This is a genomic window from Faecalimonas sp., from assembly GCA_029264305.1.
In the GTDB taxonomy this organism is placed as follows: Bacteria; Bacillota; Clostridia; order Lachnospirales; family Lachnospiraceae; genus Faecalimonas.
Map to the genome: position 1 here is coordinate 46,619 of JARICA010000022.1, position 16,418 is coordinate 63,036.

The 16,418-nt window shown below is 33.3% G+C and carries 13 protein-coding genes; 3 read left to right on the plus strand and 10 right to left on the minus strand.

Annotation, left to right across the window (positions count from 1 at the left end; genetic code table 11):
• Positions 1–4 precede the first annotated feature (4 nt).
• Positions 5–1,993 (minus strand): excinuclease ABC subunit UvrB, encoded by a 1,989-nt coding sequence (gene uvrB, locus ACY2U7_RS08320; RefSeq protein ID WP_461811851.1) that lies wholly within the window; start codon positions 1,991–1,993, stop codon positions 5–7.
• A 435-nt stretch (positions 1,994–2,428) separates the two neighbouring features.
• Here uvrB and ACY2U7_RS08325 point away from each other — a divergent pair, with 435 nt between their 5' ends.
• On the plus strand, positions 2,429–2,938 hold the full coding sequence (locus ACY2U7_RS08325) for a DUF6512 family protein (protein WP_461813008.1): 510 nt from the start codon (positions 2,429–2,431) through the stop codon (positions 2,936–2,938).
• On the opposite strand, the gene ACY2U7_RS08330 is transcribed toward ACY2U7_RS08325, so the two are convergent.
• The 5 genes from ACY2U7_RS08330 to ACY2U7_RS08350 are packed head-to-tail and all read right to left on the minus strand — an operon-like array spanning position 2,926 to position 9,394.
• Complete coding sequence (locus ACY2U7_RS08330; protein ID WP_461816229.1) at positions 2,926–3,843, minus strand: Wadjet anti-phage system protein JetD domain-containing protein; 918 nt, start codon at positions 3,841–3,843, stop codon at positions 2,926–2,928. The two genes, ACY2U7_RS08325 and ACY2U7_RS08330, sit on opposite strands and share 13 nt — an antisense overlap.
• Positions 3,844–3,875: 32 nt before the next feature.
• A complete protein-coding gene (locus ACY2U7_RS08335) occupies positions 3,876–4,040 on the minus strand; it encodes a hypothetical protein (RefSeq protein ID WP_461816230.1) in 165 nt (54 codons plus the stop codon).
• Entirely contained in the window at positions 4,018–7,401 is a 3,384-nt protein-coding gene (locus ACY2U7_RS08340) for an SbcC/MukB-like Walker B domain-containing protein (protein ID WP_461816231.1), read from the minus strand. The genes ACY2U7_RS08335 and ACY2U7_RS08340 overlap by 23 nt, the downstream gene beginning before the upstream one ends.
• The gene (locus tag ACY2U7_RS08345) at positions 7,358–7,996 is read right to left on the minus strand and encodes a DUF4194 domain-containing protein (RefSeq protein WP_461816232.1); all 639 of its coding nucleotides are present in this window, start codon (positions 7,994–7,996) and stop codon (positions 7,358–7,360) included. Before ACY2U7_RS08345 ends, ACY2U7_RS08340 begins: the two co-directional genes overlap by 44 nt.
• Positions 7,997–9,394: a Wadjet anti-phage system protein JetA family protein gene (locus tag ACY2U7_RS08350; RefSeq protein ID WP_461813012.1), complete on the minus strand. Its 1,398-nt coding sequence runs from the start codon at positions 9,392–9,394 to the stop codon at positions 7,997–7,999.
• A 131-nt stretch (positions 9,395–9,525) separates the two neighbouring features.
• Between ACY2U7_RS08350 and ACY2U7_RS08355 the strand changes: the two genes are divergently transcribed.
• Complete coding sequence (locus tag ACY2U7_RS08355) at positions 9,526–10,875, plus strand: MATE family efflux transporter (protein WP_461816233.1); 1,350 nt, start codon at positions 9,526–9,528, stop codon at positions 10,873–10,875.
• A gap of 77 nt (positions 10,876–10,952) precedes the next feature.
• Here ACY2U7_RS08355 and ACY2U7_RS08360 read toward each other — a convergent pair whose 3' ends face one another.
• Positions 10,953–12,302: an MATE family efflux transporter gene (locus ACY2U7_RS08360; RefSeq protein WP_461813014.1), complete on the minus strand. Its 1,350-nt coding sequence runs from the start codon at positions 12,300–12,302 to the stop codon at positions 10,953–10,955.
• Between the two features lie 145 nt (positions 12,303–12,447).
• On the opposite strand from ACY2U7_RS08360, the gene trxA reads away from it, so the two are divergent.
• The gene (gene trxA, locus ACY2U7_RS08365; protein WP_461813015.1) at positions 12,448–12,756 is read left to right on the plus strand and encodes a thioredoxin; all 309 of its coding nucleotides are present in this window, start codon (positions 12,448–12,450) and stop codon (positions 12,754–12,756) included.
• 43 nt (positions 12,757–12,799) lie between these two features.
• Here the strand turns inward: trxA and ACY2U7_RS08370 are convergent, their stop codons facing one another.
• The 3 genes from ACY2U7_RS08370 to lon are packed head-to-tail and all read right to left on the minus strand — an operon-like array spanning position 12,800 to position 16,390.
• Positions 12,800–13,471 (minus strand): Crp/Fnr family transcriptional regulator, encoded by a 672-nt coding sequence (locus ACY2U7_RS08370; protein ID WP_461813016.1) that lies wholly within the window; start codon positions 13,469–13,471, stop codon positions 12,800–12,802.
• Entirely contained in the window at positions 13,455–14,060 is a 606-nt protein-coding gene (gene yihA, locus ACY2U7_RS08375) for a ribosome biogenesis GTP-binding protein YihA/YsxC (RefSeq protein ID WP_461813017.1), read from the minus strand. Before yihA ends, ACY2U7_RS08370 begins: the two co-directional genes overlap by 17 nt.
• An 8-nt stretch (positions 14,061–14,068) precedes the next feature.
• Positions 14,069–16,390: an endopeptidase La gene (lon, locus tag ACY2U7_RS08380; protein WP_461816234.1), complete on the minus strand. Its 2,322-nt coding sequence runs from the start codon at positions 16,388–16,390 to the stop codon at positions 14,069–14,071.
• Between the last annotated feature and the right edge of the window lie 28 nt (positions 16,391–16,418).

Here is a 16,418-nt window from a genome sequence, read left to right on the forward strand (position 1 = left end):
ACTCCTAATTTTCTATCTCCTGTAATTGTTTTTTCAATTCTACCAATTTATCTCTTACTTGAGCGGCCATTTCAAAATTCAACTCTGCTGCTGCTTTTTTCATCTGTTTTGTCATATCTTTAATCATTTTTTCTAATTCCGACTTACTCATGGATTCTGGGTCTTTCTCCATTTGTAATTCTTCTGCTGCAACCTTCTTAGAAATACTTATCAAATCTCGAACTGCTTTCTTTACTGTCTGTGGCGTAATTCCGTGTTCCTCATTATATGCCATTTGTACTTTTCGTCTTCTTTCCGTTTCTCTTATAGCATTTTTCATAGAATCTGTCATTGTATCTGCATACATAATCACATGTCCTTCTGCATTACGAGCAGCACGTCCAATTGTTTGAATCAAAGATGTTTCTGAACGAAGAAATCCTTCCTTATCCGCATCCAAAATAGCTACTAATGTAATTTCAGGAATATCTAGTCCTTCTCTTAACAAGTTAATTCCAACCAAAACATCAAAAACATCTAAGCGCATATCACGAATAATTTCTGTTCTTTCTAAAGTATCAATATCCGAATGTAAATATTTAACACGTATTCCAAGTTCTCTCATATAATTTGTTAAATCTTCTGCCATTCTTTTTGTTAGTGTTGTAACAAGTATTTTATTTTTCTTTGCAATCTCTTTATTTATTTCACCAATCAAATCATCAATTTGTCCTTCAACACCCCTAACTTCCACTTCTGGATCTAACAAACCTGTTGGTCTGATAATTTGATCTGTCCGTAATAATTCATTTCTTTCTTCATATTCTCCAGGTGTAGCAGAAACAAATAAAATTTGATTAATTCTACTTTCAAACTCTTCAAAATTTAATGGTCTATTATCTTTCGCTGACGGAAGTCTAAAACCATAATTTACCAATGTGGATTTTCTTGACTGGTCTCCTGCATACATTCCCGCAATCTGTGGTATCGTCTTGTGTGATTCGTCTATCATAATTAAGAAATCATCTGGAAAATAATCTATTAATGTATGCGGTGGCTGCCCTTCTTCAAGTCCTGATAAATGTCTTGAATAATTTTCGATACCTGAGCAAAATCCTGTTTCTCGCATCATTTCAATATCAAAATTTGTTCTCTCTGAAATTCGTTGTGCTTCTAATAATTTATCTTCTCCTTTAAAATAACGCACTCTTTCTTCCAGTTCTTCTTCAATTGCCTTTATAGCTCTTTCCATATTTTCTTTGGACACAACGTAGTGTGATGCTGGAAAAATCGCCACATGATTTAAAACATTTTTAATTTCCCCTGTTACTATATCAATCTCTGTAATACGTTCTACTTCATCTCCAAAAAATTCTATACGGATAGCATATTCTTCTGAAATCGCCGGAAAAATTTCCAGCACATCCCCTCGTACCCGAAATGTTCCACGCTTAAAATCTATATCATTCCTATCATATTGTATCTCTACTAATTTATTTACAACCTCATCTCGATCTTTGATCATTCCTGGGCGCAAAGAAATTACCATTTCTTGATAGTCAATCGGAGAGCCCAGCCCGTAAATACAAGAAACACTTGCAACAATAATAACATCTCTTCTTTCAGACAAAGCTGCTGTTGCTGAGTGTCTTAATTTATCTATCTCATCATTAATAGAAGAGTCCTTAGCAATATAGGTATCCGATGATGGAACATACGCCTCTGGCTGATAATAATCATAGTAACTTACAAAATATTCTACAGCGTTATTCGGGAAGAATTCTTTAAACTCTCCATAAAGTTGTGCTGCTAAGGTTTTATTATGCGCTATGATAAGCGTTGGTCTATTCAACTGTTGTATAACATTCGCCATGGTAAATGTCTTTCCCGATCCTGTAACACCAAGAAGTGTCTGACATTGATTGCCTTCTTGGAAACCTTTTACAAGCTGTTCAATTGCTTGTGGTTGGTCACCTGTTGGTTTATATTGGGAATGTAACTCAAATTTATCCATAAAAATGCACCTCTCTTCTACTATGTCCGTTTACTTCCCGATTATAGCATTAAAAAAAGAAAAAGTACAGTAAACAAATGAACATTTGTTCTGTACTTTTTACCTATTTTACTTTTCTCATATAATATCATAATATTCTTTCATTATCGCATGATTCCACGAATCACCATCATCCACATTTGCACTTAAAAATACAGGTACTACCATTTCCCTTTCACACCTTCAATGATCATTGAAACATCGCCAATTTCTCCACAATTATCAATAACATACTCGCAAACCTCAAATAGTCTTTTCCCACTTTTATGACGACTTGTAACATTTTTAGAATGTTTTAAGTTTCTTCCTGAATTTAATATAATTTTCTTTGTCGTATACTTTCATATGCAAATGCATAAACTATATACATCTTTACATTTATACAAGGAGGTAACCATGCGTTCTTTAAAATCCATTCATATCATCGGCGTAATTTTTACAATAGTCGTAGGAACCCTTCTTCATTTTGTATGGGAATGGTCTGGGCAAAGTAACCTAACCGCCATTTTCAGTGCTGTCAATGAAAGTACATGGGAACATCTAAAACTTTTATTTTTCCCTTTCATTACTTTTGCAATCATTGAATATTTTCTATACGGAAATGAAACCACATGCTTTTTTTCTGTAAAAGTATGTGCTGTTCTTCTCGGAATGTTGACTATTGTTACTGTCTTTTACACTTATACAGGAATACTTGGAAAAAATTATTTTCCATTGGATATTTTAACATTCTTACTCGGAGTTATTGTATCGTATCTTTATTCCTATTATCACCTATATACCTCTCCCTCATCTTGTTCTGTTTATTCAGAGGTCCTTGCTATTTTTACACTATTACTTTTTATTATCGCTTTTTCTATTTTCTCATTTTCACCGCCATCTTTGGGAATTTTTCAACAACCATAGATTAAGCTTTCTTGCTCTATTTCCATTCCGTATTCCAAAATACAGTTTTTCACCTCTTCTAACTCCCCCACATTCATCTTCTCTAGTTTTTGTCTTTTTTCTTCCCCTAGACAAATTCCAATCTTTCTATTCACTCTCTCCATAAAACTTTCTCTATCCATTTTATATGGCTTTAATTTAGGGAAAATATTTTCTTTATTAAACAAAAAAATACGAATACCACCTAAATCCATATCTCCCCAATGGAAAAACTCTACTTTTTCATCACATAATTGTTCTAATTCCTGTAAATATTTAACTTCTTTCGGAGAGAAAAAACCATGACAATAAATATATACTGTATTCTTTTCATATATCATATTCTCATAATTTGCCTTATTTTCTACTATCATAATTTTTCTTATATCTGGAAGTGCTATTGGTTTTGAATGCTCTAATGTCTGCGAATTTATAATTGTTCCATAGGAAAAATCACTTGTATCAATTATTTTTCCTGTATCCAACTTATATACAACCGCGCCTTTCCATTCTAAGACTTGTGCATAAGAAAGAATACCACAACTTTTTAAAATTTCTTCATCTGTCATTTCTCCCTTATCCGGTAAATTAGAATAGTTCCTTAAAATTCCAACAATTTTCGTTTCATATTCTTGTTCAAATTTTTTAGAATTTTTAAGTATATTCGCACTAAAAACTCGTTTCCAAACAGGTTTTTTTATATCTGCCACTGCCTTCAAACACAAAAATAAATTTTCGTCTTCCATTTCTTTTACAACTTTTCCTTGTTCAAGTTTTTCTAAAAGAGAATAGTAATAGGCGTATAGCCATTCTACTCCAGAAACATTCTGAAGTAGAATTTTCATTTTCCTTATATATTTTCGTTGTTTTTCTAGTGGTTCTTCCATATTCTCTTTTTTACAAAGAAGTGAAAGAATTTCTATGGAATAATGAACTTTTGTAATATCTTTTCCATACCACCTAGTTGATTCAAAAGCAACAGATCTACACAAGGATGTTTTTCTCCTTTCAACCGTCCTGCACGATATGAATCCACATTTGTTTTAGCAATGATCCACTGACTAAGCGTCAGCTCTTTCTTCACTTTCCTCACCTTCAATCATTTTCAAATAATTCCCTTTATCAATATGCATCATAGAAATTTGATTTTGATGTCTGCGGAATCCATATACGCTATCCACATTTCTAATTAATGATTGTAATCGTTCATCAGGCACACAAACAATCAACTGCAGCTCCAATTCTCTCGCATAATGAAGGCATACTTCACTTCGTTCTTTATCCATTTTTGAAAAGGCTTCGTCTAAAAGAACAAGGCGAATTTTCGAATCTCTATTACTCTGATTCATATAAAGCATTGCAAATCCTGCAAGAAGTGCTACATATTTTGGATTTTGACCTTCTCCACCAGAGTCTCTTCCTGCCATATCGTCGACAGCATTTTTTCTTATATTGCCATCTTCATCTTCCACTTGTTCATACATACTAAAATTAAGATAATTTCGATAATCGGCATAAAATTCCATCTGTTCCTTATAAAGTGCACGTTTCCCACTATCTTCGTCTCTTGGTGGCATAAACTTCTCAGTAAGTCTTAAAATTTGTGCTTCATATTTTTGATAAAATTCATCTTCTCCTAGGCTTAACTGACCATCATATCCATCATTATCAAGCACTTTGCTATCTAATTCTGGTGCCATAAGCATCTCATAAAATTGTCTGTTTTCATTCTCTGCTGGAAGAATGTCAATTTGATAAATACTGTCTGAAAATCTAATTTTCCCAAGCATCCGATTGATTTCACGCTTATGACGAAACGCCGCTTTAATTTCCCCATGAATAGTTGCAATCACATTCTCTCTCAAAGTATTATATACAAGTTTGTATTGTTGTTCGAATTCTGCCTTATATTTTGGTTCAAAGTCTTTTTGACACTGCTCAAGCACTTTATCATAAACATCATTTTCATGCTCACTTCCTGTAAATCCATATGTAGCATACATTTGATTAAACTTATTTCTAGCAATGAAACGCTCTTCTGCTTCTACTTCAATACGCTTCTCCAAATTTTCCAATTCTTGCAACTTTTCTCTTCTGTAAACCGATTCCGTTTTCACTTCCAATGTTTGCAAAACGTTCTGTTCAAGTTCTTCATTCGGAACATATCCTTGTTGTTCTTGTTGGAATCTATCTTCTAAATTTTTCAATTCCGTTTCCACATTTGCTTGAATCTTAATTCGTTCCAACCGTTCTTTATTCCTTTTCTGCAAATCATCACGAAGAACTGCTATCTTTTCTTCCAACTGTTTCTTCTTTTCCTTTAATTGAGGAAGGAGTGTTCCTTCATTTAACTCTTGTAACTCTTGGCGTAATTTTTCCTCTTTTTTATAATAATTTTTTAAGTCTTCAGATGCATTCGACATTTGAATTAACTGTTTTGTACTATAACTACTTAATCGTTCAAAAGTCCTTGCTTGTTTCAAACTACTATGCATATGCATATCTGCCAGTAAATGTTCCTCTAAATGATATACTTCATCTTCTAGTTCAATTAATTTTGCTTTCGATACTTTTGTTCCGATACATGCATAATCTCCGTAATCTTTCTCTTTCAAATGACGGAAAATATAGTTACTATATGAATAACAATCTGATGTAACCCCTTCTCTCACTTTATGTAATTCTTCTATTGTTTCACATTTAATAATTCTTCCCAAATATTGCCTTAAACATAAATCGACATATGGCTCACTTGTCGCTACCGCCTCATATAATGTATTTTCTTTTGCCTTTGGTTCATCTCTCTTGATTGCAGCTGTATTAATTAAATTGAAATCTGCAAATTCCTTTTCTTTCATTTTTCTAAAAATTTTAGCTGCATCTATGGCATATTCAGGTGCGGTAACTAAACTATACTTAATGCGTCCAAGTCTACCCTCTATGGCATTTTTCCATTTTTCATCTGTAATATCAAACAAATCTGCAAAAATTTCCACATGAATAGTTCTTCCATATAAATCACTTAACGCACTTTGCAATCTACTTTTGGCCTTTTTCAATTCTTTCTTATAAGGTTTTCTATCATGTTTTAAATCTTCAATAATTTCTTTTTTCTCATCTAAAACTTTTCTTGTTTTACGAATATTGTCCTGTAAGTCTTGCAATTCTTCTTCAATATTCTCTAACGTATCTTCTAAATGCTTTTTCAATTTTTCAAGAATTTCTTCTGTTATATTTCCATCTGCCACTTCTTCTATTGTATGTAATGTCGGATTCGATATATATGCGCTGATATCCTCGTTTTCTTCCCACATTCTCAATTCTTGTAAAATCTTTCTCCATTGTGACGAGTTGCCTGCCAAAATTTCTATTGTATGGCACACTTCCTCCAACTCTTTTTCTTTCTGACCATAATCGCTTGCTCGAATTTGCGTTTCAACTTCTATCTTTTCCTCAAGGTATTGTTTTTCTTTTTCCTCTAGTTCTAAACAACATTCCCCTATTTTTTCTACTGCCTGGCTAACAGTTTGCAAAGTTTCTTTCTTAGACTGTAGCTGCATTTTCAACCCTTCAATAGCAATGATTTTTAAAATTGCCTTGGTGCGAATCACATCACTTTTGAATTGAATGTATTTGAGATTATGTTCTCTAATCGTTTCAAGCATCTGGATACGATTTTCCAAATCTTCCACACGTTCTTTGATTTCACGATACGCTCCTAATTGTTCACTAATGATAGCAACTGTTCCCTCTTTACTTTTAGGGAACATATAGTCTCGAATAAATTGACCTGTTCCGTTTGTCATACGAAGTGCAATTGCACTTTTTTCCATAGTCATAAAACGTCCTGGTTCAATATATCCCAAGATCACATCATAAAGCGTATTCAAATATGCTTCTTTGGAAGGATACAATCGATTCACTTCTCCTCTTCCCCGATTGTATTCAGACTCTTTCCTTTTTTCAATAAATTTCTTTAACCTTGCAAGAGTATATGGGCTTCCATTTTCTCCAATATATCCATCTTCAGCTACTCTTCCAGAATGGCTAAAAAAGCTATAGCGTTTTAACTCTAAATCTTTTTTCCCTACTTCAAAAGAAACACCGATACAATTCACAATATGCGTTGTCGTATCCTCTACTTCTAACACAATTTGAGAACAAAAATCCATTCCTTCACGATTCGCTGTTCCATCTTTCTGTTCTCCTCTAAGATAACTTAAAACACTTCTTCTATTTTTTGCATCATCAGCAGCTTTATTCAAAAAGGAAGCGGCTACACTCCCATATAAAATTACTTGTATCGCATCCATAACTGTGGATTTTCCCGATCCACTTTTCCCACTAAATAGATTGACATATTCATGAAATATTAATTCTTTATGGCTAATTCCACCCCAATTATTCAGTAACAGTTTCGTAAAGATTTTCTTCGATTGTTTCATGATTTGCAATCTCCTCTCCGTATTCTTTCAATAATGCATTTATACTCAATGCGCTACAATATAAATTAATCGTACTATAAAGATAAATCGGTGTAGTATCTTCCACATCTCTTACTGCTCCTGGAAGTTCAATCATTTGATGTTTACTCAACAAATAGAGTGCCTCTTGCCATTCTGATACTTTTAATTTTCTGTTTAAAAGATTTGTGTTTTTCCCATACTCTCGAATCTCTTCCAACGTAGTTACAGTAGCCTCTAAACCTTCTCCCAAAATCTTATCTCTATAAATCATTTTAACAAGTAAAATAATCACTGTTGTTGTCAAACTAAATCTTTCTGTTTCTACACCATCTCCACCTAATCTAAAAATATGTTCTTGTGGATCGTGTGTCAGTTCACATCCAAGTACCATCAAATAATCTTCGATAAATTTTTTATGTCTCACACACATTTCATAATAAATATTATCTCTTGGAACCAAAGTGATTGGATCATATTTGACCTGCAAAATACAAGTTTGTCTGAATAGGTTTGATATTGTTTTTCGTAAATTTTCCGCCTCCGTCACGGACAATTCTTCCATATATTTAAACATTTATTTCTCCTTTATTCTAAGTTTTGAAAATCGAAAATCTTTTGTCTGTATTTCTTTTTCTATTTCTACAATCGTGTCGCTCTCTGCTCTCTCAGTTGCATCCTGCCATACAAAGAATAATTTTTCTAAATCTTCAATGGATTGTACTGTGTTTTCTGTCACTCTAAACTCTCCATCTTTTTCATTTTTCTTACGAAAATCTCGGATTTCTTTCTGCGTATAAAGAGGTTTTAAAATAAATTCTTCCATCTCTTCATTAGAAAGATTCTCCTTCTTTATGATGATTGGATCAAATTTTTCTTTTTCTGTATTTTTAAACTGATACATACTTCGGTCCGTTACTTCTTGGTATCGTTCTGTTAACCGCATACTCTCAGCTAATTTTCCTAAAATTTCTTCCTGCTTATCACTTTGATTTAATAAATTTACAAATTGAACTGTTCCATCTTCTTCAGGGCTTCCTTCCATGAAAAGATAACGTATTCTTGCTGCAGCACGATTGGCGAAAATTGTCTTCTGCTCAATCAATTTATTATATCTTCTTTCAATTGTATCAAATTCACGTTCAATCCCATAAATAATGTCCATCGCCTCTTCACACAATTCAATTGCTCTTTCATTTCGCACATACTGAGGACTATCTTTTTCCAATTGTTTTCTTTTTTCCACAAAAGATTGCTTTCGTATTTCATTTTCCCACAAATTTTTCTCAATCAGTTCTTTTACCGCCTCTTTATAGCGATAAAAGCTATCTGTTGTTGTTAAAATTGCATATTTCTTGCTATCACTATTATTCAATTCTTTCACAAGGACTTCTTGAATACCAATAAAACTTTTCTGCTTGGATAATTCATCGAAATATCCGCGCATTCCTTCTTGCATATTAGCAAGCATCTGTACCAAGGTACGAGAGGTATTCCACGCACTTTTTAAAATGTCGTTATTTTTCTCTTGATCTGAACTATATGTATATAAATGGCTATATACAGCAAGTACACTTTCTCGTTCTCGGTTTCCTTCCTCACTAAACAATTTCTCAAATAGTTCTACATACAACCTACTATATTCTGGAAAAGATACCACATATCTATTCAAAGTCTCATCATAGTCTTGTCGAAGCCAGCCCCAGTTTTCCAAGTTTTTCAAACAAACCGATGCCATATTTGCTCGTGTTAAAAATTCCCCTTCTTCATCAACCTGCTCTTCGCTCCACTCCAATACCATATCCGCTATATTTTCATTCATAATGTTTTTACACTCTTCTTCTGTCAACCCGAGAAGAGAATACGATTTACTTGTTTCTCCATAAATCGCCAACAGAAATTTTTGATAATATGTTCTATATTTACTTGAAAAAAGTTTATAAAACTCTGGTGGGATTTTATTTATTAAATTCACTCGCCTACCTCTTTTCTTTTGATATCACTATTTTTTATTATACCAAAATGAACTGATAAATGTAATTGATTTTTCGACAAATCCTATGATATGATGCCTATTGGAATGAGATTTTTTTAAGGAGGGATTTTATGAAAAAAAATAAGATAACAAATCCTATTACGGAAGGTGTTATCTGGAAACAATTATTAATTTTTTTCTTTCCGATAGTTATCGGAACACTATTTCAACAATTATATAATACTGTCGATGCAATTATTGTTGGGCGCTTTGTCGGGAAAGAAGCTCTTGCTAGTGTAGGTGGTTCTTCTGCTGTTCTTGCCAACTTTGTTATTGGATTTTTTACTGGTCTTTCTGCAGGAGCAAGTGTAATTATTTCACAATTTTGCGGAGCTAATGACCGTGAAAATATGCAAAAAGGTTTGCATACCGCCTATGCATTTTCGATTTTATTTGGAATCATTATTTCTATCGCTGGGTTCATTCTTACCCCTTGGCTATTACGCATTACAAAAACACCAAATGATGTATTTGCAGATTCTGTTCTTTATCTTAAAATTTATTTTGCCGGGCTTATTTTTATGCTTATTTATAACATGGGTTCGAGCATTTTACGTGCAATTGGGGATTCTAAACGTCCACTATATTATTTGATTATCTGCTGTTTTATCAATATTGGATTAGATATTTTATTTGTTGTTTATTTCCATATGGGTATTGCCGGAGCTGCAATTGCTACATTAATTGCACAGGCAGTCAGTGCTATTTTAGTTACTTACTCTTTGATGACTTCTTATGATATTTTAAAACTAAATTTACGAGAAATACGTATTGATTTTTCTATGTTGAAAGCTGAATTTAAAATCGGACTTCCAAGTGGATTGCAATCCTGTATGTATAGCTTAACAAATATTATTATTCAAGCCGCTGTAAATAATTTCGGAACAGACACCGCTGCTGCATGGGCAGCCTATGGAAAACTTGATGCAATTTTTTGGACAATCTGTGGTTCATTTGGAATTGCTGTCACAACTTTTTCCGGACAGAATTATGGAGCAAAATGTTACGAACGTGTAAAGAAGAGTATACGTGTGAGTCTTATCATGGCATTAAGTGTATCTGCAATCTTAATTACTTTTCTTATGATTGCTTGTCGGCCTCTATATCATATTTTCACTACGGATACAGATGTAATCAACCTTGGTGTATATATGTTAAAATTAATTACACCTAGCTATATCATTTATGTATTTGTTGAAATTTATTCAGGTGCACTTCGAGGTATTGGAGATGTATTTATTCCAACTTTAATTACCCTTGGTGGTGTTTGCTTTGTTCGTATTCCTTGGGTTGTATTTGTTACTCCTATGAAAAATGAAGTTTCTACTCTTCTATTTAGCTATCCTATGGCATGGGCAGCTACATTACTCTTTCTCTTTCCGTACTATTTGTATCAACGAAAAAAATTACTTTCACTTTAAACAATAAAATAAAAGGGACTTTTTACAGCCCCTTTTATTTTACCTACCTCAATATATACATCTTATTCTAAATTTTCTTACTCCCCAAATGCATTCATCCAATTTGCTTTCTTATAATAAATGAAAAAGATAATGGAACTTAATCCCCATGTTATTGGATATACCCAATATACAATGTCAATTTTCCCTACTAATTTACCGAAAACAACTAAAATCGTCACTCGAATAACACACCAGCAGATGAGCATAACAATCATCGGAACCATGGATTTCCCTGCACCTCTAAGTACAGCTGAAATCGCATGAGAATACGCTAACAGACAAAAGAATAGCGCTGCTGTTCTTGCTCTTGCAACACCATACATTATTACCTCAGGGTTACTATCAAATGCTCGTGTAAGTGGTGATGCAAAAATAAATATCAAGACTCCAATGAGTTCTGCAAGAATGACCGTTGTTAAAATTCCAAATTTGGCTCCTTTTTTCGTCCTTTCCTCCTGCTTTGCTCCTAAATTCTGCCCCACAAAAGTTGTTAATGCCATGGTAAAACTTGTAATTGGCAAAAAACCAAAGCCTTCTATTTTCGAATATGCACCACATCCTGCCATTGCCATCTCTCCAAAAGAGTTGATGTTAGATTGCACAACAACATTTGCAATGGCAATAATCGAATTCTGAATCCCCGATGGCAACCCAATACGAATGATTTGTCCTAGTATTTCTCTATCAAATCGAATTTTTCTCAAACACAAACGATATTCTTCTTTTGTTCGCATCAACTGTCCCATACACAAAAATGCACTTACAAATTGGGAAATTGTTGTTGCTAAAGCTGCTGCTCCTACACCATAATGAAATCCCGCAATAAATACAATATCCAATACAATATTTATGAGTGAAGAAACAATCAAATAATATAAAGGATGTTTACTATCCCCTACAGACTGTAAAATTCCCACAAAAATATTATACATAACAAATCCAAGAGAACCCATAAAATAAATTCGAAAATATGCAATTGATTCAGGCAATACATTTTTCGGTGTATCCATCCAAATTAAGATTTGTGGTGCAAAAAATACACCTAAAATTGTTAAAATCACACTTGCAACTAAACCAAATGCAACTGTGGTATGTACCGCTTTTTCTACTTTTTCTTTATTTCTTGCTCCAAAATATCTCGCAATAACAACACCAGCACCAATAGAAATTCCACTAAAAAATCCAATCATCAAAAAAATAAGATTTCCAGAAGAACTCACTGCCGCCAATGCATTACTCCCTAAAAAATTTCCAACAATCAACGAATCGGCTGTATTATACATTTGTTGAAATAGATTTCCTAAAAAAATCGGCATTGCAAAAAATGTAATCTTTTTCCATATTGATCCTTCTGTCATCAAGTTTTTTGACGTAGTTATTTCCATACTCATTCCTCCATTTCTACTTTTATTCTATCAAAAACAACACTTTTTGAAAAGTTTTCATTTTTTGTGACATAGTCACAGATAAAACAGGGTATACCAACTATAATGACACTATCATTAAAACAAACGAAAAGGAGATTTGATTATGGAAGCTTTAAATATCACAATAGATAATTTTGAAACAGAGGTTATGCAATCAGATAAACCTGTACTAATTGATTTTTGGGCACCATGGTGTGGTCCTTGCCAAATGGTACTTCCAATTATTAAAGAACTTGCAGAAGAAGTAACTGACACAAAAATTTGCAAAATAAATGTGGATGAGCAACCTGAATTGGCAAAAAAATTCCGCGTATTAAGTATTCCAACTCTTATAGTTGTAAAAGATGGAGAGGTTGCTAAACGTGAAGTTGGCGCTAAATCAAAAGAAGAAATTTTAGAATTAATCGGATAATAGGGAAAGCAAGGTGCATATATTCCACACCTTGCTTCTTATTTTATAATAATTTTTTCAATTTCTGTCTATCAACAATCTTTATACTTCCCCGAGAAAGTTCAACCATCCCTTCCTTAGCAAAGTATTTCAACATTCTTGATACGACTTCTCTTGCACTTCCTACATACTTTGCAATTTGTTCATGGGTAAACGGAAGTATATCTGTTCCCATTTTTGCCATTTCATCAAGCAAAAAAATTGCCAATCTTCTATCAAAACTCATAAACAAAATTTGTTCCATCGCCCACATAACATCCGAAAATCGATCTGCAGTCAAGCGAAGACCAAATGCCTCTACATAAATATTTTTCTGACTTAATGCTGAAAATACCGATGAGTTAATTAATAGTACTTCCGTATCCTTTTCTGCATCTACATGAACATCGAATGTAATATTTTTCAAAATACAAGAAGCTGATAAAATGCATACATCATCATCACTCAAACGATACAACGTCACTTCTTTTCCTTCTTCAGAAAGAATATACGTTCTCAGTTCTCCACTTTTAATAAGCAATACCCCTATGCATTCCTGCTGTGCATCGTAAATGTTTTGTCCTTGTGTATATTTTACTACCGCAGTATTTTGTATCAATATTTCCTGCTCTTCTTTTGTAATCTGATTCCAAAAAGTGAGTCTTTCTTCTAAATATTTTCTATTCTGTTCTGTCATCTTCCTCATCTTCCATCGTCTTCACTAAATCCCAAATTTCTTCCCGTCCTTGTTTTGTTACAGAAGAAAAAGGAATTACTTTTGTACCTGGAATTAAATCTAATCCCTGTTTTACCATTTTTATATGTTTTTGAATTTGACTTCGTTTTAATTTATCTAGTTTAGTTGCAATAATAATCGGATTATATCCATGATATACAATCCAATCATACATCATTTTATCATTAGCAGTTGGTTCATGCCGTATATCTATTAAAAGGAATACCGCTTTTAGTTTTTTAGATGTATTCAAATATCTCTCTATTAATTTCCCCCACTGCTCTTTTTCTTTTGGCGATACTTTTGCATATCCATATCCAGGAAGATCTACCAAATATAATTCTTTATTTACATTATAAAAATTAATTGTCTGTGTTTTTCCTGGTGTAGCCGATGTTCTTGCCAAAGATTTTCTATTTAACAAAGCATTAATCAAAGAAGATTTTCCTACATTTGATTTTCCTGCAAATGCAATTTCCATTAAATCTGTATCTGGGAGTTTGCTTGTAATCCCACACACAATTTCTAATTCTACATTTTTAATTACCATATGCCCTCCTATTCTTTTACAAGTGCAATTTCTAAAACTTCTCTCATTTGACTTACCGGAATGATTTCTAATCCTTTTGTAATTTCGGAAGAAAGTTCTTCTACATCTTTTTTATTTTCAAAAGGAATAATTACTGTTTTAATTCCCGCAACTTTTGCTGCTAGTAACTTTTCTTTTAGTCCACCAATTGCAAGTACGCGACCACGCAATGTGATTTCACCTGTCATTGCCACATCTGCTCGAACTTTCTTATTAGTAATCGCTGAAAAATTAGCCGTTGCCATAGATATTCCTGCCGATGGACCATCTTTTGGTACAGCTCCCTCTGGTATATGAATATGAATGTCATGCTCTTCAAAATATTCTTTAGAAATATTAAACTCTTCAGCAATAGACCTTATATAACTAATGCCTGTTCTTGCTGATTCTTTCATTACGTCACCCATCTGCCCTGTCAGCATCACTTCACCTTTTCCACGCATTGCATTCACTTCTATTTGAAGTGTATCTCCCCCTACACTTGTCCATGCTAATCCGCGAACAATTCCTACCTCATCTTTTTCATTTGCTTTTTGATAAGTATATTTTTCTTTTCCAAGATATTTTTCTAAATTGCTCTCTGTCACTCTAATTTTTTTCTTATTCTTTTCTAATATTTCTCTTGCAGTTTTTCTACAAATATCCCCAATTTGTCTTTCTAACTGGCGAACCCCTGCTTCCCTTGTGTAATTATTTGAAATTTTCCAAATTGCTCCTTTGCTTATTGTAAGCATATTTTTTTCTAATCCATGTTTCTTTAATTGTTTTGGGATGAGATGCTTCTCTGCAATATGAAATTTTTCATTATCCGTATAACTCGTTACCTCAATAATTTCCATTCTATCTAACAAAGGTCTTGGAATCGTTTGTAGCGAATTTGCCGTTGTTACAAATAATACTTCAGATAAATCTACTGGAACTTCTAAATAGTGATCTCTAAATTTTACATTTTGTTCGCTATCTAACACTTCTAGCAATGCTGAAAATGTGTCCCCTTTGTAATCTGTACTTACTTTATCAATCTCATCTAACAACATAAGAGGATTTCGAACACCAGCCATTTTCAATCCATTTGCAATACGACCTGGCATTGCTCCAACATAAGTTTTACGATGTCCTCGAATTTCTGCTTCATCCCTTACTCCTCCAAGAGAAATGCGAACATATTTTTTATGTAGAGCTTTTGCTAATGATCTGGCAATGGATGTCTTCCCTGTTCCCGGAGGACCAACAAGACACAAGATAGGACTAGTTCCTTTTGATGTCAAGGCACGAACAGCTAAAAATTCTAATATTCTTTCTTTCACTTGTTCTAATCCATAATGTTCTTCTTCTAAAATTTCTTTCGCATAGTGAATATCTAAGTTATCCTCACCCATTTTATTCCATGGCATTTCCAACATCGTCTCAATATATGTTCTTGTGACTGCATTTTCTGCTGGACCATTTACTGTATTTCGAAATCTTCTTACTTCCTTACGAAGTTTTTCTTTTACTTCTTCAGAGGCATCTAGTTCCTTTATCGCCTTTGCAAACTCATCTGCATCTGAAAGCGTAGAATCGTCTCCTAACTCTTCCTGAATCACTTTCAATTCTTCTCGAAGTAAATATTCTTTTTGATGTTTATCTATTCTCGCTTTTACCTTTTCTTCCAATTCTTCTTTAATTTGAAACACTCTTATTTCTTTTTCCAATTTTTCTATTAAAAGAGAATAGCACTTTGTGGGATTCGTTTCTTCTAATAATTCCTGCGTTTCTTCATACCGAAAAGGAACATTTGCACAAACCTCATCTATAAGCCTTTTTAAATCGTCAATTTTAGCAATTTGTTCTACAATTTCTTTTGTCATTTTTGCATTTTTTGCTGCATACTGTAAAAACAATTCCTGCAATGTTCTACACATGGCTTCCTGCTTAACCGGCTCTTCTTCTACATACGGATATTCATCAACTACAGTAATATCTGCTTCTAAATATGGTTCTGTTTGCACAAGTTCATTGAGTTTCGCTCTTTTTTCCCCTTCTACAAGCACACGCAAAATCTTTTTCGGCATTTTTACAATTTGTTTAATAGAAGCAATAACTCCTATTTCATACAAATCATCCTGTGTTATATTTTCAGCCTCAATGCATTTTTGTGTCAATAGGAAAATTTGTTGTTCTTCTGCCATTGCTTTTTGAATAGCTTCCAAAGAAATTTCTCTACTCACATCAAAATGAACAACTTCTTTTGGCATGATTGTCATTCCTCTAAGAGCTACCATAGGCAATCTTTTTATCTTTTCATTCATCTGTTTTCCCTCTATTCAAAAAGACGGG

What these genes read in the sequence shown, in the direction of transcription:
- uvrB (WP_461811851.1), bottom strand. Translation starts at nt 1,993, where the DNA reads ATGGATAAATTTGAGTTACATTCCCAATATAAACCAACAGGTGACCAA.
- ACY2U7_RS08325 (WP_461813008.1), top strand. Translation starts at nt 2,429, where the DNA reads ATGCGTTCTTTAAAATCCATTCATATCATCGGCGTAATTTTTACAATA.
- ACY2U7_RS08330 (WP_461816229.1), bottom strand. Translation starts at nt 3,843, where the DNA reads ATGGAAGAACCACTAGAAAAACAACGAAAATATATAAGGAAAATGAAA.
- ACY2U7_RS08340 (WP_461816231.1), bottom strand. Translation starts at nt 7,401, where the DNA reads ATGAAACAATCGAAGAAAATCTTTACGAAACTGTTACTGAATAATTGG.
- ACY2U7_RS08345 (WP_461816232.1), bottom strand. Translation starts at nt 7,996, where the DNA reads ATGTTTAAATATATGGAAGAATTGTCCGTGACGGAGGCGGAAAATTTA.
- ACY2U7_RS08355 (WP_461816233.1), top strand. Translation starts at nt 9,526, where the DNA reads ATGAAAAAAAATAAGATAACAAATCCTATTACGGAAGGTGTTATCTGG.
- ACY2U7_RS08360 (WP_461813014.1), bottom strand. Translation starts at nt 12,302, where the DNA reads ATGGAAATAACTACGTCAAAAAACTTGATGACAGAAGGATCAATATGG.
- trxA (WP_461813015.1), top strand. Translation starts at nt 12,448, where the DNA reads ATGGAAGCTTTAAATATCACAATAGATAATTTTGAAACAGAGGTTATG.
- ACY2U7_RS08370 (WP_461813016.1), bottom strand. Translation starts at nt 13,471, where the DNA reads ATGACAGAACAGAATAGAAAATATTTAGAAGAAAGACTCACTTTTTGG.
- yihA (WP_461813017.1), bottom strand. Translation starts at nt 14,060, where the DNA reads ATGGTAATTAAAAATGTAGAATTAGAAATTGTGTGTGGGATTACAAGC.
- lon (WP_461816234.1), bottom strand. Translation starts at nt 16,390, where the DNA reads ATGAATGAAAAGATAAAAAGATTGCCTATGGTAGCTCTTAGAGGAATG.